Below are 24,502 nucleotides of genomic sequence, written 5' to 3' on the forward strand. Positions count from 1 at the left end.
CTTGCCGACAGCACCACGCTGGTCGATTTGCGGGAGTACCTGCGGATGCGAGTTCTCGAGACGAAATAGGGGCCAGACGAAATGGTGGTGCACGTTGCAGCTAGTCGAACTCGTTGATGAGCACGGCCAACACCAGGGCAGCCTGGAAAAAATAGCCGCCCACACAGCCCCGGGCCGACTACACCGTGCCTTCTCCGTATTCTTGGTTGATGACTCCGGTCGGGTACTTCTCCAGAAGCGGGCAGCGAGTAAATACCACTGGCCCGGCGCGTGGTCAAACTCCTGCTGCGGGCATCCGCAGAGCGCTGAAACGGTCATCGACGAGGCCGTTGCCCGCGTCTATGAGGAGCTGCGCATTCGTGTTCGGTCAGCCAAACAGCTGGGGCTGGTGAGCTATCGTTTCGAAGACTACAAGACCGGCCTTGTTGAGCACGAGTTCAACCATGTGATCGTTGGCTACTACTCGAGAACCGCGACGTGGAACCCGGAGGAAGTTTCCGATATTCATGCGGCGAGTCCGGAGGAGCTCGCACCCTGGCTCGAGGACAAAGACGTCACGGGCTGGTTCTGGGATGTCTACCACGTCTTCGCGGAAAATATTTCTCAAGAAAGCAACACAATCCGCTGACTACCCCGCCTGAAGGCGCGTCGCGGGCGGTTGGACCGGCGCGCGAATCTCGGTCAGGTACGTGGTGTACCCGGCCCCGCGCATTGACGCGGCAACGGCCGTGGTGCGGTCGGGGTCGGCAATGGCGATCATCGCGCCGCCACCTCCTCCGCCAGTGAGTTTTGCTCCGAGAGCACCGGACCGCCGGGCAATGTCGACCAGCGCTTCAAGGGATGGGCTCGACACCTGCAATGCGTTCAGCAAGCCTTGATTGATGTTCATGAGGTCGCCGAGCTCGGCAATATCACCACGCTGCAGGGCGCCAACGCCAGCCAGCGCCAAACTGTCGATCTGCTCGAAAATCGCGTCGTACCGCGCGGGGTTCTTCGCCCAGGCGCTGCGCACAATGCTGACGGTACCCGCGGTCAACGATCGCACTCCGGTCAGCCCTATGATGACAGGAATCGGATGCGGCGGTGAGACCACCGAGAACTCCGCCGCTCGAGCCCCGTTGGCCTTGCGGAACAGAATCGGTTGGCCAAAGGTCGCGACGGTGTTGTCGATGCCCGAGGGAGTGCCGTGCACGATCTGTTCGCATTCGAACGCGAGCGCACTTACCTCGGCCTCGGTCAGGGCAATATTGAAGCAGCGGGTCATGGCGCGAATGATACTGACGGCGAGGGCGGCGGATGCCCCCAGCCCACTGGCTCGGGGAAGGTTGGGGAACACCTCGACGCGCATACCGGTGTCGGTAATGCCCAGTCGCTCGGTGATCAGGGCAACAATGCGAACAGGAAGGGCGGAATCGGCCGATTCGGGAGAATCTGAGCCGGGAATGATCAGTTCAACTCCCGATGCCGCGCGGGTCACCTGGGCGCTGATCGACAGCCCGATCGGTGCGGCGATGGCGTGGTAGCCGTACACCACGGAGTGTTCACCAAACAAAATGATCTTGCCGAATCCGGCCGCCCCGGAACCCGAAGCTGCTTGGGTGGCGGCGGGGCGAGACGTGGCTCTGGCAACCGGCAGTGTCAGGGGTGCGCTGGGCTGCGCGATGGGCTGCGCGATGGGAGGCACGATGGGCGGTGCACTCGCAACCGGCGCCGGGCTCGCCGCGCCGCCGAGCGACTCACGGCCGAGCGATTCACGGCCGAGCGATTCACGGCCGAGCGATTCACGGCCGAGCGATTCACCGCCGAGCGATTCGAGAATGTGCCTCGCATTCCACACCTTGACTTCGCCACTGGCGACCAGCGCGTCGACGACGTCGTTGAACCTCACACCCTGGGCACCGGCGGCGACCGCCACGCTGCGGGCATGTAGGCGCATGTGCCCGGACTGAATACCGTCGGTCGACAACGCCTTGAGCGCAGCCAGGTTTTGGGCCAGGCCGACAGCAGCCATCACCTGCGCCAACTCCGCCGCCGAGTCGACCCCGAGAATTGTGTGTGCAATGCGGACCAGGTCGTTGGATTCCACCTGGCCACCGACAATGCCGACTTTGAGGGGGATTTCCAGTTCGCCCACGAGGTCGCCCCGCTCATGCTTTGACCAGGACGTCAGGGGAGCATAGTGTCCGCTACGCGCCGCATAAGCGTGCGCGGCAGCCTCGATCGCCCGCCAATCATTGCCGGTGGCGATGGCGACAGCGTCGATTCCATTCATGATGCCCTTGTTGTGAGTAGTGGCCCGGTAGACATCCATTGCGGCAAATTCGCTGGCCAGAATGATGCCATCTCGAACCCGCTCGGCCGAGAACCTGCCTGAACCGAGCCGTGCGAGGGGAATCACGGCGCGTGCGCGCACCATTGCCCGGTCGGTGAAATTTGAGAGGATGCGCAGAAACACATGCCCGCCCGTGATTTTTTCTATGAGTGGCGCGACCGCTTCGCACATCGTGTTGACCAGGTTGGCGCCCATGGCATCACGGCTGTCGACGATGAGATGTACCACGAGTAACTCGCCGTGCTCCGCTGTGGCGCCGCGCAGAAACACTTCGAGATCCGTGGCGCCGCCGCCGCGGCCGACCATATTCGGATGCTGATCGTTGGCCAGATTGAGAATCGCACTTTTATCCTGCAGCAGGCGGTCCTTGGCCGCCTCGGGGTCGATAACGTCGAGCACCTGCACCTGCCCCAGCAGCAAGGGGGTCTCGGCGACGCTGATGAACCCGCCGGAGCGCGAAATCAGGGCGGCGGCCGAACTGACGGCGGCAATGACCGAGGGCTCCTCGACCACCATGGGAACCAGATAATCCCGTTGGTTGATGTGAAAATTCAGACCAAGACCCATCGGCATTGAAAACACCCCGATGACGTTCTCGGTGAGTCGGTCGGCTGTTTCCACATCGAGGCGGTAGCTGTCCGTGGTCAGGGCGGCAAAGTCACCGTCTCCGATGATTCCGCGGTCGTGGAGAAGCTGCAGCCGTTCCGTCACGGTGAGCTGGTAGAACTTGGACAGGTGGGTGTTTTTCACAAGAAGTCCATTGTGCCGCGCATCGAGTCAATGTCGGCTGTGCCGCGCACCGAGTCAAAGTCGGCGTCCGTGTTTATCCCGGCGGCGCAGAAAGCGAGTGGCACGATGTGTGCCTGGGCGGCCAGGAGCGCTGCCGCCAGGTCACGCGCGGGAGCACCACGGCGCGCGAAGGCGAGCCCGACGTCCCCGCCGCCGGCCCCGGACGATTTGAACACGCCTCCGCTCTGTGCCGCCAGGGCATGCAACTCGCGGTGCCGGTCACTGATGATGCCGGCTCCGGCGTGTGCATCGAGAGTCTCCAACGCCTCGAAATACTCCGAGGTCAGGGTCAGAAACGTATCGGCCGAACCCAGCGCTGCTGTGGCCCGTTGGGCCAAAGCGGTCAGCCGGGCCAGATCGGCGCGGTAGCCGGCATCGTTGCGCTTCGCGTACTCGGATACGCGACCGACCAGCTCGGGCGTGCTGCTGCCGGTTCCCGTGACCACCACCATCATGGTGAGATCCTCCGGCCACGCGAGGGCGGCCAGTGAGGCGGCCTGGGTCACCGTGGCTCCCCGCGAATAGCTAATGAGGCCGCCGTTCACCGCGGCGGCCACGTCGGCACCGCTGCCGACACCATCCTGCGCCTGGCGGTGGGCCGCAACGGCCACCTCGAACAGGGCTCCTTTGTCGAAGTTCAGCGATCGAACGTGAGCCAGACCGGCGGTCAGCGCCACCGCGACAGCCGCGCTGGAGCCCAGACCCAGCTTGTAGCCGCCCAGCGAGAGTTCGCTGCTGTCGATGCTGATCGAGAGTGCACGAGGAGCAGCGGTTGACACGGCGGCGCCCGACTCGGCGACCGCTCGGCGCACCGCGTCGAAGAGTCGCAATTTCTCGCGGGTGGACCGATCGAGGGCAGGGGGCAGGGCCCCATCGGGCTGCAGGCTGAGGTTATGGATTCCGAGGCCGGGTGCGTCGAGAAGCCAGCGGTCGGAGTCTGATTCTTCAATTCGGACTCGAACGCGACGGTCAACCGCTGTGAGCAGTGCCGGTGCACCCTCCAGCACCGCATATTCGCCGAGCAGGAAGAGCTTTCCGGGAGCGGACGTGTGGATCATTCTTGCGCCCCCATGAGGTACGCGCCCGGCCCGAGGGCACTTGTGCGGGTCTCCTGCACACCGGGTGTCTCGGCCAACGCTCGCGCCACCAATGCTGCATCCGCGGGTGCGCACAGGGCTTTCACCTGGGGACCGGCATCGATCGTGAAGTACACCGCGATGCCCTGCTGACGCAACTCGTGCACCGTGTGCATCGCCGCGACCGTGCCGGCATTCCAGTAGATCAGGGGTGGGCGGCTGGTGAGCATCAGCGCATGCAGTTTTAGACAACTATATTCGGCCAGCTCGCCCAGTCGGGGAAAATCGAGTGTGGCGATGGCGGCTCGCATGTCGGCGAGGTCGTTCTTCGCTGTGTCGACCCAGGCCGGGTAGAACGGTGACGTTGCCCGGCTTCCGGCCATACCGAGCGTGGACGACACCGTCTTGGCCGTGTGGGAGGTAATGGCCACGACCACGCTCAACGGCCAGGGGTCCGTATCCAGAACGGGCTCGGCGAAAGCATCCATACCGTCGGGACGAGTGCCGGTGTGCATTTCGACGTAGCCGCCGTAGATGGATCGCGCGGCTGACCCCGACCCGCGGCGAGCAAGTATTGACAGCTCACGCGTGCTCGGCGTCAACCCTGCAGCCGCGCTCGCTGCCACCGCGAGGGCTGCGAATCCTGATGCCGACGAGGCCAGGCCGGCGCCTGTTGGAAAGTTATTGGTCGAAGTCACCCGGGCACGAAACGACAGGCCAGCCCGTTCCCGCACGAGATTGAGCACCCCGAGTACACGCTTCGACTGGGTCAGCTGGTCATTGAGCCAAAACTCGTCGTGACGGAGGCCGGGAACAAACGTCACCCGGGTATCGGTCGAGAGCGCATCGAGTGTGATCGAGATCGACCCAACGGCAGGAACGTTCAGCGCCTCGTCACGCTTGCCCCAATACTTGATGAGGGCGATATTGCTGTGGGCGCGAGCTGCGGCGCCGGTAGGACCGCCAACGGGTGTATCCACAGTTGTGCTCCGATCGGGTCCATCAGATTCTACCCGGCGCGAGGAGCGGCTCCCGCTGCTCGCCTTCGAACCTGCGGCTTGCTAAATTGATTTAGCGTATATTTTTCTTTCAACCGATTATCTAGACAACTCGAAACGGGCACTGTTGGCACCTGGAATTAGCGGAATGTCCCTGTATCTGCCGCCGTATCGCGTGCAGTTGGAGGACTGGTGTCGGTGGAATGACGAGCCGTGGAGCAAAGTTCGTGCCGTGGTGGGGCGTTCCTTCCGCATGCGCGGCCCGCAGCACAGCATCTACACGCTCGCCGCCAATGCGGTCTGGCGGTTGATGACCGACTACGACATCGATCCGGCCCAAGTGGGATTTCTGGCTCTCGGCACGGAATCATCCACCGACAACTCTGCCGGTGCTGTGATCATCAAGGGCATGATCAATGACGCCCTGCTCGCCAACGGCCAGAACGAGCTGGCTCGGGACTGCGAGGTTCCCGAGTTCAAGCAGGCCTGCCTCGGCGGCGTGTACGGGGTGAAGGCTGCGCTGCGCTATTTGGCGACGGATGGAGTCGGCCGGCAGGCCATTGTCGTGTGCGCCGATGTGGCCGAGTATGCGATTGGTTCCACCGGTGAGCCGACGCAGGGTGCAGGCGCGGTAGCCCTGCTCGTGAACGGCGACGGGGACCTGCTGGAGGTAGACCTCGCGGCGGTCGGCAGCGATTCGCAGTACCGCATAGCCGACTTCAGAAAACCCTTTGCCCGTTTTCGGCAGCCGCCACGCGACGATGGTCAGATGCAGGACCTCCCCGTTTTCAACGGTCGCTACTCCACGACCTGTTACATTGACGCCACCCATCATGCGATGGCCGCGATGCTGAGGAAACGCCCGGGCCGGAGTCTTGACTACTTCGACGAGGTGGACGCAGTGTTCATACACCGCCCGTATCACCGCATGCCAGCGACGGGGTGGGTCATGTCGTACCTGTTCGAGCTCGCGGCTGACGGTGCGGTCGGTCAGGCACAGCTGCGCGAGTACGCCGCGGATGCCGGCCTCGACGACGAAGCGGTGCTCGCCGAGCTGCGGGCCGACAACCCGTTCGAGGCGCAAGCGGCCGGGGACGGCGATGCCTACCCATGGGCGCGAAAGCTGCGTGGGCACCTTCTGCACACCGAGGTCTGGGATCGCCTCATTGAGAGCAAGTTGTCGCTGGGTGCCGAGGCGATGAAGGACCTCGGCAATTTGTACACCGGCGCGCTGCCGGCCTGGCTGGCCGCCGGGCTCACCCAAGCCCAGCAGGGCGGCATCGACCTGGCCGGTCAGGAATGGCTCGCCCTCGGGTATGGCAGCGGAGATGCCGCCGAGGCGATCCCGATGCGTGTCGCCGCCGGATGGGAGCAGGCTGCCGCCAAGATCAATTTCGAGGCGTCACTGTACAGCCCTGTTGACCTCACCCAGGAGCACTACCTCGCCCTGCACGAGGGGCGGCCCAGCGACCTGCCGCCGCTCGTACCGCACGACGAATTCGTCATCGATCGGGTCGGCACGGCGGATGGCCCCGGATTCTACGACCTCGGCATCGAGTACTACAGGTTTGTGCGCTAGATCGACGGGCGGCGCTGCCCGGCCGGATGCAGAGGTTAGGTGACCCTGACTGGACAGTGCTCGTGAATTAGGTCACACTCGTGTTGTGTTAATAAATGAGAGTGACGCCACCTCTGCGACCGCCACCCGCGACCGGGTGCGTCTGACCCTCGCCCAGGACGGCCCGGTCACCGCCGCCGACCTCGCCGCCGGCCTCGGGCTGACGCCGGCCGCGGTGCGCCGCCACCTCGACGCGCTCACCGAGCAGAACGCGATCGAGGAATACGACCCGGCCCTCGGCGAAGCCAGTAACCGTGGCCGTGGTCGCCCCGCCCGCGCCTACGTTCTCACCGAAGCCGGGCATGCCGGCCTGGAACACCACTACGACGAGATGGCCGCCTCGGCCCTGCGCTTTCTCGCTCAGCACGCCGGCGCGGATGCCGTCGCCGCCTTCGCCCGCGAACGCGCTAACGGGCTCGTTGCCCGTTATTCCGCCCGCGTGGCTTCGGCTGACGATAACGCCGCAGCGCGCGCAGAAGCTCTCGCTGCGGCGCTGACCGCCGACGGCTTCGCCGCTTCTATTCGACCCGCCGACGACGGACTGCCGGTACCCAGCCAGTCTGCCCGTAGCCTGCCGGCAACGGGCCTGCCGGCAACGGGCCTGCCGGCAACGGCTGTGCCCACGCTCGGCATGCAACTGTGCCAGGGACACTGCCCGGTTCGGCACGTCGCCACCGAGTTCCCGGCGATTTGCGATGCCGAGACCGAGGCCTTCTCGCGGCTCCTCGGAGTACCCGTCGAACGCGTGACAACCATGGCCAACGGGGAACACCTGTGCCGCACCGTTGTGCCACTGGATGGGCCCGCCCCCTAGGCGTTCTCCCAATTCAACACCCGCGCACCGGGCGCCGGGTGATCTTCCGGCATGCGCCGGCGAAGTCGGCGAAGCGCAGTCCCAGGTTTTTTTCAACACGTGACAAGGAGACAAAGATGAGTGCACCTACGACCACGGTAGGTATTTCCGATGAGGTTCGTGAGCTCGCCAACCAGGAGTACCAGTACGGATTCAGCACGGATCTCGAAACCGAAGTTGCCCCCCGGGGCTTGAGCGAAGACATCATCCGGCTGATCTCAGCCAAGAAGAACGAGCCGGAGTGGCTCCTCGACTGGCGGCTGAAGGCGTATCGGCACTGGACAACACTGACGCCTCCCACCTGGCAGCACGTCTCCTATGGGCCCGTTGATTATCAGGACATCATCTACTACGCCGATCCGCGGCCGAAGAAGACGGTAGCGAGTATGGACGAGGTCGACCCTGAACTGCGGGAGATGTTTGACAAACTCGGCATCTCGCTCGGCGAGCAGGAGCGGCTGAGCGGCGTCGCGGTGGACGCGATCGTTGATTCGGTGTCGGTCGCCACGACCTTCAAAGACAAACTGGCAGCGGTCGGCGTGATCTTCTGCTCCTTCTCCGAAGCTGTGCAGGAGCACCCGGAGCTGGTGCGACGCTACCTCGGCACGGTCGTTCCGTATAACGACAACTTCTTCGCCTGCCTGAACTCTGCGGTGTTCACCGACGGGTCGTTTTGCTACATTCCCAAGGGCGTGCACTGCCCGATGGAGCTCTCCACCTACTTTCGGATCAACGCCGTAGACACCGGGCAATTCGAGCGCACCCTGATCATCGCCGAGGACGCTGCGTATGTCAGCTATCTCGAGGGCTGTACGGCTCCGGTGCGGGACAAGAACCAGCTGCACGCCGCCGTCGTCGAACTCGTCGCTCTCGATGATGCGCAGATCAAGTATTCGACCGTTCAGAACTGGTACCCCGGCGACGCGGATGGCAATGGTGGTGTCTACAATTTCGTCACCAAGCGGGGTATGGCCTCCGGGAAGAACGCGAAGATCTCCTGGACCCAGGTCGAGACCGGTTCAGCGATCACCTGGAAGTATCCCGGCGTGGTTCTGAAGGGCGATAACTCGGTCGGTGAGTTCTACTCGGTGGCCTTGACCGCCAGGCGCCAGCAGGCCGATACCGGCAGCAAGATGGTGCACATCGGCAAGAACACGAAAAGCACCATTATCTCGAAGGCGATCTCGGCCGGTCACGGCCAGAACACCTACCGGGGCCTGGTAGACATTCGCCACTCGGCTGTCGGGGCTCGCAACTTCACCCAGTGCGACTCGCTGCTGATCGGTAAGGACAGCGGCGCGCACACCCTGCCCTATATCGACGTGAAGAACCAGACCGGGCAGGTCGAACACGAAGCCTCAACGTCGAAGATCGGCGAGGAACAACTCTTGTATTGCCGTCAGCGCGGCATTCCCGAGGAAGAAGCCGTCTCGATGATTGTGAACGGGTTCTGCCGTGAAGTATTCAAGATGCTGCCGATGGAATTCGCCGTCGAAGCCCAAAAATTATTGACCGTGAGTCTAGAAGGAAGTGTTGGCTAATGCTCCACATCAAGGAATTGCACGCCAGTATCGACAGCAAAGAAATTCTCCGTGGGGTGAATCTTGACCTGAAGCCGGGGGAGGTGCACGCAATCATGGGGCCCAACGGGTCGGGCAAGTCCACGCTGGCCAGTGTGCTGATCGGCCGCGACGGCTATGACGTCTCCGGCAGCGTTACCTACGAAGGACAGGACCTACTCGCGCTCTCACCCGAGGAACGAGCTGCGGCCGGCGTATTTCTGGCCTTCCAGCATCCGGTGGAAATTCCCGGTGTCGGCAACATGTACTTCATGCGCACTGCCCTGAACTCCCTGCGACGCCAGCGTGGCCAGGAAGAGCTCGACGCGGTGGACTTTCTCGCCCTGGCCCAGGAGCGCATGAAACTGGTCGAGATGGACCAGACCTTCATGAGCCGATCGGTGAATGAAGGATTCTCTGGCGGCGAGAAGAAGCGCAATGAGATTTTGCAAATGGCGATTCTGGAGCCCAAACTCGCCATTCTCGACGAGACCGACTCGGGCCTCGACATCGACGCGCTGCGCGTCGTGGCCAGCGGCGTGAATGCCCTGCGCAGTGAGGGCAGGACCATGCTGGTCATCACCCACCATCAGCGACTTCTCGACTACATCGTGCCGGACTTCGTGCACGTCATGGCCGCAGGTCAAATCGTGCATTCCGGCGACAAGGACCTCGCCCTCGAACTTGAAGCCAATGGGTATGCGGGCCTGACGCCCGGCTCCGCGCGGGTCGGGGCGACAGCATGACCGCGGTGAAAGTTCCAGTGCGAGCAGCAGGGGGTGTTCTCTCAGAGCTGTCGCCGGGGCGTGATGGCCGCGATCTGGGCTGGCTCGCCGAGGCACGCCTGAAAGCCCTCGAATGGGTCGGTAAGAATGGCTTTCCGTCTCGGAAAGACGAGGACTGGAAGTACACCGCGCTCGACGGGATCCTGGCCGTGCCGTTTGTGGCTGCCGGGGCGGGGCCTGGCCCCAGGGTCACATTAGACCTCATCAACAAGGCCGCGATCGATCTCGGCGGCCCCCGCCTGGTCTTCGTCAATGGTCACTTCTCGCCTGAGTTCTCGCGACTGACCGGGTTGCCATCCGGTGCCGTCGTCACGACTCTGGCAGCCGTACTGGAGACGAGCCCGGACCGGCTCAAACCGTTCCTCGGGCATACGCCGGGAGAGCACCACGCCTTCGCTGCCTTCAACGACGTCTTCGCCGAGGACGGCGCGTTCATTCACTTCACGAACGACACGGTCGTTGATGAACCGATCCAGTTGGTCTTCTTCTCCGATACCGAGGGTGTTCCCTTGATGACGAGCCCGCGGTCCGTCATCATCGCCGACTCCGGGAGTCGTGCGACGATCGTTGAGACCTATGCCGGTCTCGACGGCGATGTGTACTGCACGAACGTCGTCACCGAGGTTGTTCTGGCTGAGAATGCCCGGATCGATCACTACAAGGTGCAGAACGAGCCCACCACCGCCTTCCATTTGGCTTTGCTCGACGTGCGCCAGGCTCGTGGCAGCCAGTTCGCCTCCCGCTCGGTGATGCTGGGGTCCAGTGTCGCTCGCCACGAAATACGGGTGCGTCTGGAGGGCGTTGAGGCCGAGGTAAGTTTGGACGGCATTTACCTGCCCCAGGGCGAGCAGGTTCACGACAACACGATCTTCGTCGATCACGTCGCGACCAACTGCACCAGCCATCAGCTCTACAAGGGTGTGCTGGACGATCGTGGGCACGGCGTTTTCAACGGACACATCATGGTTCGGCACGGGGCCGATGGGACCGATGCCAACCAGAAGAACAAGAACCTTCTGCTCAATGATCGCGCCCAGGTGGACACCCGGCCGAGACTGGAAATTTACACCGATGACGTGAAGTGCACGCACGGTGCAGCGGTCGGCCAAATGGATGATGAGGCGCTGCTCTACCTGCGCACGCGCGGTCTGCCGTTGGAGAGCGCTCGGGGCCTGCTGGTGTATGCCTTCGTGCAGGAGATGGTGGATCGAATCGAGTTGGAGCCGCTCCGCGCGTCGCTGGAGGCGCTCGTGTCCACTCGGTTCGGAAGCGGTGCCCATCGAGTTCAGCAATGAGTACCAACGTGGCAACGGGCACCAGCATGGCGGGGCTCTACCAGGAGATGATCATCGAACACGCCCACAGCCCGCGGAATCTTCGCCAGCTGGAGGGAGCGCACCAGACCATTGAGGCGTTGAATCCCCTGTGCGGTGATCATCTGACCCTGTATGTGCAGCGCGACGGTGACCGCATCGCCGATATCGCATTCGAGGGCGACGGATGCGCCATTTCGAAGGCATCCGCTTCGCTCATGACGAGTGCGGTGAAGGGTCTGCAGACCGACGAGGCTTTCGCCCTCTTCCGTCGTGTGCACACCATGCTCACCACGAAGCCTGAGGGGGCTGGCCCCCCGGACGGTGTGGGCAAACTCGCCGTACTGTCGGGCGTGTGGGAATACCCGGCACGGGTCAAATGTGCAACTTTGTCCTGGCAGGCCTTGCACAGCGCTCTGAAAGAAGGCGCCCCTCACGAGGGTGCCGTAAGAGGGGGCGCACCCATGACGGGTGACCTCCAGAACGGAACGGAGTGAGCCGCATGGACTCAGGCAGATATAGAATCTTTGACCTTCCGCAGAGCTGCCAGGCCACGGTCATTCCCGGTGGGCAGCCGATGCTCCTCCAAGAGGGGGAGCAGGTCGTCGTCACGCAGACTCTGGGGGGAAGCGCGACAGTGCAAACCTCGATGGGGTACCTTGTGCGAATCAGCGCCGAGGATTCTGCAGCGCTCGGACTGACGGATCCGGTCGCCGAAACCGTGCTTGTGGACGGGGCGCCCTTTGACATGGAGCAGGTCATGGGGCAACTCAAGAACGTTTTCGATCCCGAGATCCCCATCAATGTCGTGGATCTGGGGCTGATCTACGGGTGTGAAGCGCAGCCCCTCGAAGATGGTACCTACCGAATAGACATCAAGATGTCAATGACGGCACCGGGCTGCGGCATGGGGGACGTGCTCAAGAATGACGCGCAGGCCGAGGTCAAGCGGGTCCCCGGAGTGAGTGACGTCGATGTTGAGCTGGTGTGGGAGCCACCGTGGGGTCAGGACCGCATGTCGGAGGCCGCCCGCCTCCAGCTCGGAATGTTCTAACCCGCCCGCGGCCCAGCGTCAGTGGCGACCGCGTCCAGACGCCCGAGGCCGGGTCGTGCGGAGCTGCCGTCCACCACGAATCACCACGAATCACCACGAATCACCACGAATCACCACGACAGTATTGACCACAGAGAGATCATTTTCATGCGCATTCGCGCCCGCAACCGTTCCCCCCTGCACACCAGCTCTCGTCGCCGCGGGCGAGTCTTCACCGCGATTGCGGCTCTCGCCACGGCCGCACTGCTCGCCGGATGCTCCACTTCACCGGCGCCGTCGGCCAGCGACGCGTCGACGCTCACCTACGCGATCTCCGGCGGAACGCTCAGCTCCGGCAAGATGGACATTCACTCCTCCGCCTTCCAGGTGACCGCGCTCGTCATGCGTAACTCCTTCGACTCGCTCGTCTACCAGGAGACCGACGGCACCTTCGTACCGTGGCTGGCGAAGTCATGGGTCGTCTCCGACGACGGCCTGCACTATACGTTCACCCTGCGCGACGACGTGACGTTTCAAAACGGCGAAAAGTTCAACGCCGCCGCGGTCGTAGCGAACTTCGAGCACGTCGTGGCTCCCGAGACCGCGTCAGCCGACGCGGCCAGCCTGATCGGCTTTGCCGAAACCGGCGGGTACTACGCCGGCACAGAGGCCGTCAATGAGTACACCGTGCGCGTAGATTTCACGCAGCCATACGCTCCGTTCCTCCAGGCGGTCAGTACGGCCAAGCTGGGCTTCTACGCGCCCGGAGTCTTGAAGACCAAGGCGGCTCAGCTCGGTGCCGGCGGTCCCGATATTTCCGTCGGAACCGGCCCTTACACGCTCACGTCGTACACCCCCGATCAGGAGATCGTCTTCACCGCGAACCCCGACTATAACTGGGCACCAGAGGGCAGCACCCACCAGGGCCCGCCCGAGATCGAGACGCTCAGGTTCAGGATTCTGCCCGAGTCGTCGGTGCGCACCGGCGCGCTCACGAGCGGTGACGCGCAGATCGCCAGTGATATCGCTCCCAACACGGTCAGCCAGATCGGTGATGACTTCACGGTCGAGAAGATCGCGATGCCCGGTCTGCCGTACTCCTTGTTCCTCAACCAGAACAATACCCAGGCTCCGGGCGGTGGCGTCTTTGCCGACCTCAACGTGCGCCGGGCGTTTGCGCTCGCCATCGACATCGACCCGGCCGTCAAGACCATCTACCAGGGTCAAGTCGAACGCGCCTGGAGCATCCTGACACCGACGACACCGGATGCCTACGACGCAACCCTCGAAAACAGCTGGTCGTTCGACCCCGACCAGGCCAACGCTCTGCTCGACGCGGCGGGCTGGACCGAGCGGGACCCAGACGGTTACCGCGTGAAGGACGGCGCCCGGCTGAGCGCCCGCTGGCTCGCCTGGACTCCCGTCTCGGATGCCAACGCGAGCCTCGGCGATGTCGTGCAGTCCAACCTCAAGGAGGTCGGCTTCGAAATCGTGCGCGACAACCTCGAGGTCGCCTCGTACTACAAGGAGTTCGAGAAGCGCAGTTACGACCTCTCGGACTGGAGCTTTCCAAGCGTCGATGCCGACGTCTTGCGTGCGCACCTGCACTCCGGCGGTTACAAGAACGGGTCGTCGGTGAGCGACCCCGCCGTTGATGCCCTGCTCGATGGCGCGGTCGCCTCGAGTGACCCGGCCGTTCGCGCCGGTCTCTATGCCCAACTGCAGCAGTGGAACGCCGAGCAGGTCGCGATCGTACCGATCTCGGTGTCGTCGGCGATCACGGCCCACAGCAGCGCGATCACCGGGCTGACCTTCGACCTGTATGGGCAGCCGCTGTTCTATGGTGCGTCGCTGACCTCGGCCGGCTAAGCGCTGCGTTGGGCCGGTGAAGAACTCGGGACTGCGCCTGTTCGGGCGCCTCGGCGGCATGGTTCTCGTCGTCTGGGGCGCCGCGACCGTCGGGTTTCTGGCCCTGCGCCTGGTACCGGGCGACCCGGTCGACGTTATGCTCGGCGTCCACGCCGAGGTCAGCGAGCGGGTGCGCGCTGAGGTGCGCGCCGACTGGGGCCTCGCCGAGCCACCGTTCGTGCAATATCTGGCCTACCTCGGGCGTCTGCTTCGCGGTGACCTCGGCACCTCATACCGCCTGCAGAGCCCGGTCGGCGAGGTCATCGGGGGCCAGCTCGCCCCGACCGTGCAGCTGATGGCGCTCGCGATGGTCTTCGCCCTCCTGCTCGCCCTCGGGTCGGCCCTGCTCGCCCGCGGTCCCCGCAGCAAGGCGCTCCTGTCGCTGGTGGAGCTGTTCGCAGTGTCTTCGCCAACGTTTTGGACCGGGCTCGTGCTGATCACCGTCTTCGGGTTCGGGCTGGGCTGGTTTCCGGTGGTGTCGACCGAGGGGCTCGCCGCGCTGATTCTCCCGGCCGTGACCCTCGCGCTCCCCGTTGCGGGAATCATCAGCCAGGTGTTTCGGCAGGGGCTGGAGGCCGCATCCGCTCTTCCGTTTGTTGAAACTGTTCGTGCGCGCGGGGCCAGCCACAGCCGGCTGGTGCTGCGGCACACGCTTCGGCATGCCGCTGCCAACAGCATCACGCTGACCGGGTACATCGTCGGCTCCCTGCTCGGCGGCTCGGTGCTGGTCGAGACCGTCTTCGCAAGGCCCGGCCTCGGGCGGGTCGCGCTCAACGCCATCATCAACCGCGACATTCCGATCGTGCTCGGCATTGTCGTGCTCGCTGCGGTGGTCTTTTCGGTGATCAACCTGCTGGTAGACCTGCTCTACGACCGCGTCGACCCGCGCCTGATGACCGCGGCGGTGTACTCGTGAGGCGGGCATCGGCGCTGATCGCCGCATCATTTCTGCTGCTGCTCGTCGTGTGCACGCTCGCGCCGTCGCTCCTCACCTCGGCCGACCCGCTGCAAACCGACCTCGCGGCCGCCCTCGAGGCGCCGAGCCTCGCGCATCCGTTTGGTACAGACCAGGCCGGCCGGGATGTTTTCGCCCGCGTGCTCTACGGATCGCGCTACTCGCTCGCCATCGGTTTCGGCGCGACGGCGATCGCGCTCGTCGTCGGCCTCGCCATCGGTGCGCTCGCCGCGTCGATGCACCGGCTCGGCGACGGTGTGCTCTCGCGTGCCATCGAAATCGTGATGGCCTTCCCGGAGTTTCTGCTCGCGCTCATCGTTATCGCGATCATCGGGCCGGGGGAGGCGAGCCTGCTTGTCGCCGTAGCCATTGCCGTCATGCCTGCCTACGCCCGGGTCGCCCGAGTACAGACCCTGGTCGTCACGCGCGCCGGATACGTCGAGGCAGCCCGTACCCTCGGCGTGCCTCGCACTGCAACGCTGCTGCGGCACGTCGTTCCCAACACGCTCGGCCCGCTGCTGTCGATGGCAACCATGGGCGTTGGTACGGCCATCGCAGCGGCAGCTGGGCTCAGCTTTCTCGGCCTGGGGCCGAAACCACCGACGCCGGAGTGGGGGCTGATCCTGTCGGATGGGCGAAACTTTCTGGCAACGGCCTGGTGGATCGCCGTCTTTCCCGGCCTCGTGATCACCGCGACCGTGATCGCGACGAGCGTTGTCGGGCGTTCCCTGCACGCGCCGCAGAAGCGCAGGCGCGCATGATCGAGGTGCGAAGCCTGCGCGTTGAGCTGCCGGGCGCTGCAGGCACCGCCGTCGACGGTGTGTCATTTTCGATTTCACCGGGGGAGTGCCTGGCCATTGTCGGCGAGTCAGGGGCCGGCAAGTCGATGCTCGCGCGGGCGCTGATCGGCCTGACCCCGGCCGGCGCCGTGGTCGCCGCCGACCGCCTGACCATCGGCGGCCTCGACGTGCGGGCCTATGGCGAATCAGACTGGCAAGCCCTCCGCGGTGGGGTCGTGAGCCTGGTCAGCCAGGATGCTCTCGTCGCCCTCGATCCGCTCCGCCGCATTGGCCGTGAAATCGCCGAACCGATCGAGGTACACGAGAAACGGATGCCCCGCGCAGCGCGCGAGCGCCGCGTTCAGCTCCTGCTGGCGCGGGTGGCATTGCCCGAGCCGCTACTGCGGGCGCGGCAGTACCCGCACGAACTCTCCGGCGGCCTCCGTCAGCGTGCCCTGATCGCCGCAGCCCTGGCCGCGGGCCCCGCGCTGCTCATCGCTGACGAGCCGACGACGGCCCTCGACGTGACAGTGCAGGCGAGGATCCTGCGCCTGCTGGCTGAGCTGAAGGAATCCGGGATCGCCGTGTTGCTGATCAGTCATGATCTCGCTGTCGTCCACAGCCTCGCCGACCGCATCGCGGTCATGCAGCATGGTCGTTTTGTCGAGGTCGCCCCGGCTGCGACGTTACTCACTGCGCCCCAGCATCCGTACACCCGTGAGCTGCTCGCTGCGGCAGCGCAGCACCGTGCAGCCGTGGTCACTGAGCCGAGTCAGGCCGCGGCGCCGGTATTGTCCGCGCATTCTTTGGTCAAGTCGTACCGCAGCACAGGGCGCGTGGTGCGCGCCGTCGGCGACGTGTCGTTCGATCTTGCCGCCGGAGGCACGGTCGGCATCGTGGGCGAGTCCGGCTCGGGGAAAACCACCGTCGCGCGCCTGCTGCTCGGTATCGAACGGCCCGACACGGGCACTGTGCGGTTGCACGGCGAACAGTGGAGCGATGTGCCCGAGTCGAAACGCCGGGTTCGGCGTGCGCAGATCCAGCTGATCCATCAGGATTCACTCGGTACGTTCGACCCACGGCACTCGATGCGGCGCGTCCTGGCCGAGGCCGTCGCGCTGGACCGATCAGTGTCGCGTACGGCGCGGCCTGGGCGAATCCTGGAGCTGCTCGCCCAGGTCGAGCTGCCGGAGACCCTGCTGGGGCGGCGCGCCCACCAACTCTCCGGTGGGCAACGTCAGCGGGTGGCGATTGCCCGGGCACTGGCACGCCGGCCGAGCATTCTCGTGCTCGACGAGCCGGTGTCGGCGCTCGATGTGCTGATTCAGGTGCACGTGCTCGACCTGCTGGTGTCGCTGCGGCAGCAGCTGGGGCTGGCGATGGTGTTCATCTCGCACGATCTCGCGGTCGTTCGCGGCCTTTGCGATCAAGTTCTCGTGATGAAAGACGGGCAGGTCGTCGAGCAGGGTGCCACCGAGGCCCTGTTTAGCAAGCCGCAGCATCCGTTCACCAGGGAGCTACTCGGCGCCCATTTCGCGGCACTGGCCAATGGACACTAAGTCGGCAGAGCTGAGTTCCGAGACGTCCGACGGTCGTCTGCGGCAAAAGTGGGCTGACAACGGGGTGGCCCCAGGGCATGGTCGTCCGCCTCGGTCGCACCGCCGGGGGAATCGATATTGTGGAAGAATTTTACGTTGGCGGTGTACTCGTCCGCCCACTTTTCGGGTACGTCGTCGTCGTAAAAAATTGTCCCTATCGGGCACACCGGGCATCGACACGGGTAAGGCAACCCTCACTGGACTACGGCCGAGAATTAGTTCACGCTCATGTTGTGTTAACAGCTGATGTAGACCGCATTCCGACTGGCAAATCGCTCACCGAGCGATTGGACGCGTTGCCGTTCACTCGTCGCCACGGCTCGCTCCTGGCCGGTTCCGGGATTGGCTGGGCCCTTGATGCCTTTGATGTGGGGCTGATCTCGTTTGTGATTGCACAGCTGTCCGTCACGTGGGCAGCCGATGCGTCGGCCTTGTCGTGGGTTGCGTCGGCGGGGTTCGCCGGAATGGCCGTTGGAGCTGCCCTCGGCGGTCTCCTCGCCGATAAGCTCGGGCGCAAACAGGTGTTCGCGCTGACTCTGCTGCTCTACGGAGCCGCCACCGGCGCATCCGCTCTGGCGTGGTCCGTGGGAATCCTGTTGGTCTTGCGGTTCATCGTCGGGTTGGGCCTCGGCGCAGAACTTCCGGTGGCGTCGACGCTGGTGAGCGAGTTCGCACCGCGTCGCATCCGCGGACGAATTGTCGTGCTGCTCGAAGGATTTTGGGCCATCGGATGGCTGGGCTCCGCCGTCGTGGGATATCTGGTCATTCCTACCAGCGCCGACGGTTGGCGCTGGGCACTGCTGATCGGAATGCTGCCAGCGGTGTGGGCCGTGTTCGTTCGCCTGCGGCTGCCCGAATCCGTTAGATTCCTGCAATCCCAGGGGCGACATCGCGAGGCAGAACGCATCGTGGTGCAATTCGAAGCGTCGGCTGGCCTCGCCTCGCCACCGTCCGACAGTACTCGTGACGTCGTCGACCGTGAGCCGAGTGTCGGGCACGCACCGAACGCACGGACGGCCCTGCGCTTGGCCGATCTGTTCTCGGCAGAATTACGCCGCCGCAGTATCCTGATCTGGCTGGTCTGGTTTCTGGTCAACTTCTCGTACTACGGCGCCTTCATCTGGCTGCCGACCCTGCTCGTTGCGGCCGGGTTCCCGCTCGTGAAGTCCTTCGAATTCACGCTCATCATTACCGTTGCCCAGCTGCCCGGTTACGTCGCGTCAGCGTATCTGGTGGAAAAATGGGGACGCCGCATCACCTTATCCACGTTCTTGATCGGCTCAGCGGTTTCGGCAGTGGCGTTCGGTTTCGGCGCCGTCAACGTTAGCGACGTCCAGATCATCGGGTTCGGTATGCTGCTGTCGTTCTTCAATCTCGGAGCCTGGGGCGCCCTCTACGCGATTACGCCCGAGCTCTACCCGACCCGCTTGCGTGGATCCGGTTCGGGATCCGCAGCCGGATTCGGCCGCATCGCGTCGATTGCGGCGCCGCTCGTCGTGCCGCCGCTGCTCGTTCTCGGTGGGCCGATATTGCTCTTCGTCGTGTTCGGCATTGTCTTCGTGCTCGCTGCCGTTGCGGCGTTCGCGCTACCCGAGCTGCGCGGCGAGGCGTTGCTCGAATAGGGAGTGTGCGGAACGATCGGCGACCCCATTCGGGGACGTTCCCTGGCCCGCTCGTCGACTCGTTAGTCGGTGGACTCTCCGGCGGCCTGCTTCACCTCGCGGACCACGTCCTCAAAGAAACGGACTTCTTTCTGGATGCTTGCCACCTCCCGCGGGATGTATCCGGCTTGTTCGAGTTCGTTCTGCATGGCTGAATAGACGCGCAAATACGTGTCGATGGCGTCATAGAATTTCAGCCTCCGCGGCTGGTTTTTCGCAACCGCGTCGACATTGGTGCGAATGCGGGAACTGAAGTAGTTCACGTAATCGCGTGCCAACTTCGGCGGACTGACGGGCTCGCACACTGCCCACAATGCTTCGCGCGTCTGTTCCAGCGCTTGCCGGCCAACCGCTTGCTGGTCGTTCACCTGCTGGTCGTTCACCTGCTGGTTGTCCACGGGCGCCGTCACGCCGTCGGTCGGGGAAACCGCTTCCGGTACCATTTTCTACTCGACTCGGGCGACGGTGCGGGTGCGGGTGACGACGATGTTGCCGCTCGTTGCGTTCGAATAGGCGCAGTTCTGGTCGGTGGCCTGGGTCAGTTCGGCATAGCGGTCGGCGGGCACGTTGGGTGCCTGGATGACCAGCCCAACGGCGAGACCGAAACCGCCGGACGCGTGGGCATTTGCGGTGTACTCAATTTCCATACCTGTGCCTATCACAGTGAGCTGGACGCTGCGTGCAGTATCTGAGCGCCGCGCTTACCGGTTACCGCTCCTAAATGTCGTCGACGGAGTTCTCGCGACGCGTGACCTGCTCGCCGTTCGCCGGGTCGGCAATCGTGCGTGTCGTGCTGACGCTGCTGCGCCGACGCGTCATCAGGACGATGCCGAGAACAAAGATGACCGCACCGGCCCCCATGAAGATGTAGCCGACCAGGTCGAGGTTGATCCAATCGACCGTGATGTTGAGGGCCCAGACCAGAATGGCACCGACGACGAACAGGAAGATTCCGAGTCCGATACTCATGATTGCCCACTTTCGGTTGGGGATAGGTAGCACCCAGACTAGACACATCTACGACGGCAGTAGGGTTTGACTAGAAGTTTTTTCTCTTAGGCGCTCGGAGTCGCATGTCTCGCACAGTCAAGCTCGCCGTCATTCCCGGAGACGGAATCGGTCCAGAAGTCATTGCCGAAGCAGTGAAGGTACTCGATGCCGTCACCGCGCACGATGATGTGACCTTTGACCAGACCTTCTTCGAGCTCGGTGCTGCCCGGTTTCTGGCGACCGGTGATGTGCTCACCGACCACAACCTTGCGGCGATCAAGACTCACGATGCGATTCTGCTCGGCGCTGTCGGCGGAGTACCAGGCGATCCTCGCCTGAAAGACGCGAACATCGAACGCGGTCTGTTGCTCGGCTTGCGTTTCTCGCTCGACCACTACGTGAACCTGCGTCCCTGCGTGATCTACCCGGGTGTCACGAGCCCCCTCAGCGCCCCCGGCGCCGTCGACTTCATCGTCGTTCGCGAGGGGACAGAAGGACCATACGTCGGCAACGGCGGTGCCATTCGCCGCGGTACCCCGCAGGAGGTCGCCAACGAGGTCTCGGTCAACACCGCTTACGGGGTCGAGCGGGTTGTGCGCTATGCCTTCGAAACGGCGCAGGGTCGCCCCCGCAAGCGCCTCACCCTCGTGCACAAGACCAACGTGCTCGTCTTCGCCGGCAGCCTCTGGCAGCGTCTGGTGAACGAGGTGGCGCTCGAATACCCCCAGGTCACGGTTGATTACCTGCACATCGACGCCGCGACGATATTCTTCGTCACGAATCCGAGTAGGTTCGATGTCTTGGTCACGGACAACCTCTTCGGCGACATTCTCACCGACCTCGCGGCGGCAATCAGCGGCGGCATCGGTCTGGGGTCCTCCGGGAATATCAACCCGACCGGTGAATTCCCCAGCATGTTCGAGCCCGTTCACGGTTCGGCTCCCGACATCGCCGGCCGGCAGCTCGCCGACCCGACCGCGGCCATCCTCTCGGTCGCTCTCATGCTTGACCACCTCGGTCTAGCGGATGCGGCGGGGCGGGTCACCGAGGCCGTCTCCGTCGACCTGGCCTCGCGCTCGGCGGCCTCGGTGCAGAGAAGCACCGCCGACATCGGCGACGCGATCGTGAACCTTTTGAAAGACAGGGTATTGAAATGAGCACTGCCGTTACCTATCCGCTGAACTTTGCCCTGACGCCGTCAACGAGCGCGCGAGCAGAGGCCGAACGCAACGAGATTCTCTCGGACCCGGGTTTCGGTAAGCACTTCACCGACCACATGGTCACGATCGACTGGACCCTCGACCAGGGATGGCACGACGCCCGAGTCATTCCCTACGGCCCGCTGCAGCTTGACCCGGCCGCGTCGGTGCTGCACTACGGCCAGGAGATCTTCGAGGGGCTCAAGGCCTACCGCCACTTTGACAAATCGATCTGGACCTTTCGGCCAGAGAAGAACGCCCAGCGCATGCAGCGTTCAGCGCGCCGGCTTGCCCTGCCCGAACTGTCGGTCGAAGATTTCGTCGAGTCGATCAAGCAGATGCTTGCGATCGACGGCGACTGGGTGCCGTCGGCCCCCGAGACGAGCCTGTACCTGCGCCCGTTCATGATCGCCAACGAGAGCTTCCTGGGCGTGCGCGCGGCGCATCGCGTCGGCTTCTACGTCATCGCGAGCCCGGCCGGAGCCTACTTCGCCAACGGCGTTGCCCCGGTGAAGATCTGGCTATCGACCGAGTACTCGCGCGCCGGCCGTGGTGGCACCGGGGCGGCCAAGTGTGGCGGCAACTATGCAGCATCGCTGCTGCCCCAGATGGAGGCCAACGAGAACGGATGCGCGCAGGTGCTATTTATGGACGGCGAAACCGGTAGCAACGTCGACGAGCTCGGCGGCATGAACGTGTTCTTCGTGCACGGCACAGACACCCTGGTGACCCCACGCCTGACCGGTTCGATTCTTGAAGGTGTCACCCGCGACAGCATCATGCAGCTGGCCCGCGACCGTGGCATGACCGTGGAGGAGCGCACGGTGACCCTTGGCGAATGGAGCGACGGGGTGGCATCCGGTGAAATCACCGAGGTGTTCGCCTGCGGTACAGCCGCCGTGGTCACCCCGATCAGTCAGCTCGTCGGCAAGAACGTCTCGATTGGCGACCCCGATGCCCCGGCCGGCGAGATCACCATGTCGCTGCGCCAGGAGCTCACCGATATTCAGTACGGCCGCCTGCCCGACCGTCATGGCTGGATGGTGCGGCTCGACGCGTAGACTGATCCCTTTTCACGATTGAGCTTGTGCACGAGTGAGCTTGTGCACGAGTGAGCTGTGCACGAGTGAGCTGTGCAGGAATGAGCGGAGAACCATGAAGATTGCGCGATTCAGCCACGAGGGCGCCATCGCGTTCGGCATTGTCGACGACGACGAGCTGGTCGTGCTGACCAACGACCCGATGTTTGCCGGATTCGACACCACCGGCGACCGGGTCGCGCTGGCCGATGTGAAACTGCTCGCACCGGTCATTCCTCGTTCAAAGATCGTCGCCGTCATGAGTTCTTCTGCCGAGCCGGTATTCGTGCTGAAACCCAACACCACGGTCGTCGGTCCGGGCGATGCCATTGTGCTGCCCAGCGCGTCAGATCGGGTCGAGGTCGATGGCCAACTCGCGATCATCATCGGCAAGGTCGCCAAAAACGTCTCGGCAACGGACGCCCCCAGCCGTGTCTTTGGCTACACCATCGCAACGGTCGTCACCGCGGCGGACCTTGCCGACGGTGACCCCACCCGCGCCGGCGCCTACGACACCTTCTGCCCGCTCGGCCCGATTATCGAGACCGACTTCGATGAAGCGGCCACGCCGCTGAGCGGGCTGATCAACGACGAAGAATTTCAGGCAGTGGAGCTCGGCAGCGACAACGCGACGCCCACCGAAGAGACCGTTGCGGCGCTTGTCGCGTTCGCTTCGAGCGTGTTCACCCTGCTGCCCGGTGACGTGATTCTGGCCGGCCCGATGGACACGGCGGCGGCCATCGTCGCCGGTGACACGATCACGATGTCGATTGCCGGTATCGGAACGCTCGTCAACCCGGTGGTTCGCCTGGCCTGATTCAGCGCTCAGGCTGGCAAAATAACCGTTCCACACTTACCATTGTTCCAAAATTAACAGAGGAGCCTCGTGGTGTCATCCACCCTCAGTACGCAGATCCAGCTCGTGAACCGTCCTGTTGGCTGGCCCACACACGCAGACTTTCGCACCGTGACCGTCGATCTGCCGGAACTTTCGGCTGGGCAGGTTCGTGTCGCGAATGAATTCGTCTCCGTCGACCCGTACATGCGCGGACGGATGAACGACGTCAAAAGCTATGTGCCCCCGTTCGCCATCGGCGAGACGATGACCGGCGGGGCCGTCGGTCGTGTCGTCGCCTCGGCCAGTGAGGCGTTCGCCGTCGGCGACGTCGTCACCCACCAATACGGCTGGCGCGATCTGGTGCAGCAAGATGCCGCCGGATTCCGCGTCGTTCCCGAACTCCCCGGTATACCGCTGTCCGCCTATCTCGGCGTACTCGGTATGACCGCACTCACCGCGTACGTTGGTCTGCTCGAAGTCGCCCGGCTGAAGAAGGGCGACACCGTGTTCGTGTCCGGAGCAGCAGGCGCCGTCGGCAGCATGGTCGGCCAGATCGCCCGGCTCAAGGGCGCAAAACGCGTAATCGGCTCCGCCGGATCGGCCCAGAAGGTTGCCCTACTCACCGGCAAATACGGTTTCGATGCCGCCTTCAACTACAAGGACGGGGCGGTCAGTGAACAGCTCGCTGCTGCGGCTCCGGATGGCATCGATGTGTACTTCGACAACGTTGGCGGCGAGCACCTTCAGGCGGCCCTGGCCGCTTTTCGGGACGGCGGTCGGGCGGCCATGTGCGGCGCAATCTCCCTGTACAACAGCACAGACGCCCCGGCCGGCCCGAACAACTTGTCCAACATCGTCACCCGGGGTCTGACCCTCACCGGCTTCACGGTCGGCAACTTCTGGGATCACCTCCCGGCGTTCTCCGCCGAGATGGCCGGCTGGCTTGCCTCTGGCGCGGTCGTCTTCGACGAGACGATCGTCGACGGCATCGACAACGCCGTCGATGCGTTCCTCGGTCTCATGCGCGGTGAGAACATCGGCAAGATGGTCGTGCGCACGCGCGGGCCTGTTACAACGGTCTGATCCGACCATCACTGTGGCGCGCGATTCCACGCACCATTCCAAGCACAATTCCACGC

The 24,502-nt window shown here is 64.0% G+C and carries 23 protein-coding genes; 17 read left to right on the forward strand and 6 right to left on the reverse strand.

All coding sequences use genetic code 11. The features are described from left to right. Nucleotides 1-94 precede the first annotated feature (94 nt). Nucleotides 95-628 carry an isopentenyl-diphosphate Delta-isomerase gene (gene idi, locus IWX77_RS00445; protein ID WP_196842550.1) on the forward strand — a complete coding sequence of 178 codons (534 nt, stop codon included), beginning with the start codon at nucleotides 95-97 and terminating at the stop codon, nucleotides 626-628. Here idi and IWX77_RS00450 read toward each other — a convergent pair whose 3' ends face one another. The 3 genes from IWX77_RS00450 to mvaD are packed head-to-tail and all read right to left on the reverse strand — an operon-like array spanning nucleotide 629 to nucleotide 5,177. Then, nucleotides 629-3,082: a hydroxymethylglutaryl-CoA reductase, degradative gene (locus IWX77_RS00450; protein WP_196842551.1), complete on the reverse strand. Its 2,454-nt coding sequence runs from the start codon at nucleotides 3,080-3,082 to the stop codon at nucleotides 629-631. After that, nucleotides 3,079-4,179 carry a mevalonate kinase family protein gene (locus IWX77_RS00455; protein ID WP_196842552.1) on the reverse strand — a complete coding sequence of 367 codons (1,101 nt, stop codon included), beginning with the start codon at nucleotides 4,177-4,179 and terminating at the stop codon, nucleotides 3,079-3,081. The genes IWX77_RS00450 and IWX77_RS00455 overlap by 4 nt, the downstream gene beginning before the upstream one ends. Beyond that, complete coding sequence (mvaD, locus tag IWX77_RS00460) at nucleotides 4,176-5,177, reverse strand: diphosphomevalonate decarboxylase (RefSeq protein ID WP_196842553.1); 1,002 nt, start codon at nucleotides 5,175-5,177, stop codon at nucleotides 4,176-4,178. Before mvaD ends, IWX77_RS00455 begins: the two co-directional genes overlap by 4 nt. A gap of 166 nt (nucleotides 5,178-5,343) precedes the next feature. On the opposite strand from mvaD, the gene IWX77_RS00465 reads away from it, so the two are divergent. The 12 genes from IWX77_RS00465 (at nucleotide 5,344) to IWX77_RS00520 (ending at nucleotide 19,218) form a co-directional block, all read left to right on the forward strand. After that, complete coding sequence (locus IWX77_RS00465; protein ID WP_196842554.1) at nucleotides 5,344-6,774, forward strand: hydroxymethylglutaryl-CoA synthase family protein; 1,431 nt, start codon at nucleotides 5,344-5,346, stop codon at nucleotides 6,772-6,774. Between the two features lie 85 nt (nucleotides 6,775-6,859). After that, nucleotides 6,860-7,627, forward strand: a complete 768-nt coding sequence (locus tag IWX77_RS00470; RefSeq protein ID WP_297412768.1) for a helix-turn-helix transcriptional regulator — start codon at nucleotides 6,860-6,862, stop codon at nucleotides 7,625-7,627. 116 nt (nucleotides 7,628-7,743) lie between these two features. Then, nucleotides 7,744-9,207, forward strand: coding sequence for a Fe-S cluster assembly protein SufB (gene sufB, locus IWX77_RS00475; RefSeq protein ID WP_196842555.1), 1,464 nt, complete (start codon nucleotides 7,744-7,746; stop codon nucleotides 9,205-9,207). Beyond that, entirely contained in the window at nucleotides 9,207-9,971 is a 765-nt protein-coding gene (sufC, locus tag IWX77_RS00480) for a Fe-S cluster assembly ATPase SufC (RefSeq protein WP_196842556.1), read from the forward strand. Before sufB ends, sufC begins: the two co-directional genes overlap by 1 nt. Beyond that, nucleotides 9,968-11,305 (forward strand): Fe-S cluster assembly protein SufD, encoded by a 1,338-nt coding sequence (gene sufD, locus IWX77_RS00485; protein WP_196842557.1) that lies wholly within the window; start codon nucleotides 9,968-9,970, stop codon nucleotides 11,303-11,305. Before sufC ends, sufD begins: the two co-directional genes overlap by 4 nt. Beyond that, a complete protein-coding gene (sufU, locus tag IWX77_RS00490) occupies nucleotides 11,302-11,820 on the forward strand; it encodes a Fe-S cluster assembly sulfur transfer protein SufU (RefSeq protein WP_196842558.1) in 519 nt (172 codons plus the stop codon). Before sufD ends, sufU begins: the two co-directional genes overlap by 4 nt. Nucleotides 11,821-11,825: 5 nt before the next feature. Further along, entirely contained in the window at nucleotides 11,826-12,377 is a 552-nt protein-coding gene (locus tag IWX77_RS00495) for an iron-sulfur cluster assembly protein (protein ID WP_196842559.1), read from the forward strand. Nucleotides 12,378-12,524: 147 nt separating this feature from the next. Further along, nucleotides 12,525-14,225 carry an ABC transporter substrate-binding protein gene (locus tag IWX77_RS00500; RefSeq protein ID WP_196842560.1) on the forward strand — a complete coding sequence of 567 codons (1,701 nt, stop codon included), beginning with the start codon at nucleotides 12,525-12,527 and terminating at the stop codon, nucleotides 14,223-14,225. Nucleotides 14,226-14,241: 16 nt separating this feature from the next. Beyond that, nucleotides 14,242-15,180, forward strand: a complete 939-nt coding sequence (locus tag IWX77_RS00505; protein WP_297412765.1) for an ABC transporter permease — start codon at nucleotides 14,242-14,244, stop codon at nucleotides 15,178-15,180. Continuing rightward, on the forward strand, nucleotides 15,177-15,980 hold the full coding sequence (locus tag IWX77_RS00510) for an ABC transporter permease (RefSeq protein ID WP_297412764.1): 804 nt from the start codon (nucleotides 15,177-15,179) through the stop codon (nucleotides 15,978-15,980). Before IWX77_RS00505 ends, IWX77_RS00510 begins: the two co-directional genes overlap by 4 nt. Then, nucleotides 15,977-17,557, forward strand: a complete 1,581-nt coding sequence (locus tag IWX77_RS00515) for a dipeptide ABC transporter ATP-binding protein (protein WP_196842561.1) — start codon at nucleotides 15,977-15,979, stop codon at nucleotides 17,555-17,557. The genes IWX77_RS00510 and IWX77_RS00515 overlap by 4 nt, the downstream gene beginning before the upstream one ends. 272 nt (nucleotides 17,558-17,829) lie before the next feature. After that, nucleotides 17,830-19,218: an MFS transporter gene (locus IWX77_RS00520; RefSeq protein ID WP_327012036.1), complete on the forward strand. Its 1,389-nt coding sequence runs from the start codon at nucleotides 17,830-17,832 to the stop codon at nucleotides 19,216-19,218. Nucleotides 19,219-19,280: 62 nt separating this feature from the next. Here IWX77_RS00520 and IWX77_RS00525 read toward each other — a convergent pair whose 3' ends face one another. From IWX77_RS00525 to IWX77_RS00535, 3 genes are all read right to left on the reverse strand, one after another. Next, nucleotides 19,281-19,700 (reverse strand): hypothetical protein, encoded by a 420-nt coding sequence (locus IWX77_RS00525; RefSeq protein WP_196842562.1) that lies wholly within the window; start codon nucleotides 19,698-19,700, stop codon nucleotides 19,281-19,283. 3 nt (nucleotides 19,701-19,703) lie between these two features. Next, on the reverse strand, nucleotides 19,704-19,904 hold the full coding sequence (locus tag IWX77_RS00530; RefSeq protein WP_196842563.1) for a hypothetical protein: 201 nt from the start codon (nucleotides 19,902-19,904) through the stop codon (nucleotides 19,704-19,706). Between the two features lie 70 nt (nucleotides 19,905-19,974). Next, complete coding sequence (locus IWX77_RS00535; RefSeq protein WP_196842564.1) at nucleotides 19,975-20,226, reverse strand: DUF6458 family protein; 252 nt, start codon at nucleotides 20,224-20,226, stop codon at nucleotides 19,975-19,977. Nucleotides 20,227-20,330: 104 nt separating this feature from the next. Here IWX77_RS00535 and IWX77_RS00540 point away from each other — a divergent pair, with 104 nt between their 5' ends. The 4 genes from IWX77_RS00540 to IWX77_RS00555 all read left to right on the forward strand — a co-directional run bounded on the left by IWX77_RS00540 (nucleotide 20,331) and on the right by IWX77_RS00555 (nucleotide 24,446). After that, nucleotides 20,331-21,404, forward strand: coding sequence for a 3-isopropylmalate dehydrogenase (locus IWX77_RS00540; RefSeq protein ID WP_196842565.1), 1,074 nt, complete (start codon nucleotides 20,331-20,333; stop codon nucleotides 21,402-21,404). Further along, nucleotides 21,401-22,507 (forward strand): branched-chain amino acid aminotransferase, encoded by a 1,107-nt coding sequence (locus tag IWX77_RS00545; protein WP_196842566.1) that lies wholly within the window; start codon nucleotides 21,401-21,403, stop codon nucleotides 22,505-22,507. The genes IWX77_RS00540 and IWX77_RS00545 overlap by 4 nt, the downstream gene beginning before the upstream one ends. A gap of 94 nt (nucleotides 22,508-22,601) precedes the next feature. Beyond that, complete coding sequence (locus IWX77_RS00550; RefSeq protein WP_196842567.1) at nucleotides 22,602-23,342, forward strand: fumarylacetoacetate hydrolase family protein; 741 nt, start codon at nucleotides 22,602-22,604, stop codon at nucleotides 23,340-23,342. A gap of 72 nt (nucleotides 23,343-23,414) precedes the next feature. Further along, nucleotides 23,415-24,446: an NADP-dependent oxidoreductase gene (locus IWX77_RS00555; protein ID WP_196842568.1), complete on the forward strand. Its 1,032-nt coding sequence runs from the start codon at nucleotides 23,415-23,417 to the stop codon at nucleotides 24,444-24,446. Nucleotides 24,447-24,502 lie beyond the last annotated feature (56 nt).

The sequence above is a fragment of the Cryobacterium sp. CAN_C2 genome, from assembly GCF_015751745.1.
Lineage (GTDB): Bacteria > Actinomycetota > Actinomycetes > Actinomycetales > Microbacteriaceae > Cryobacterium.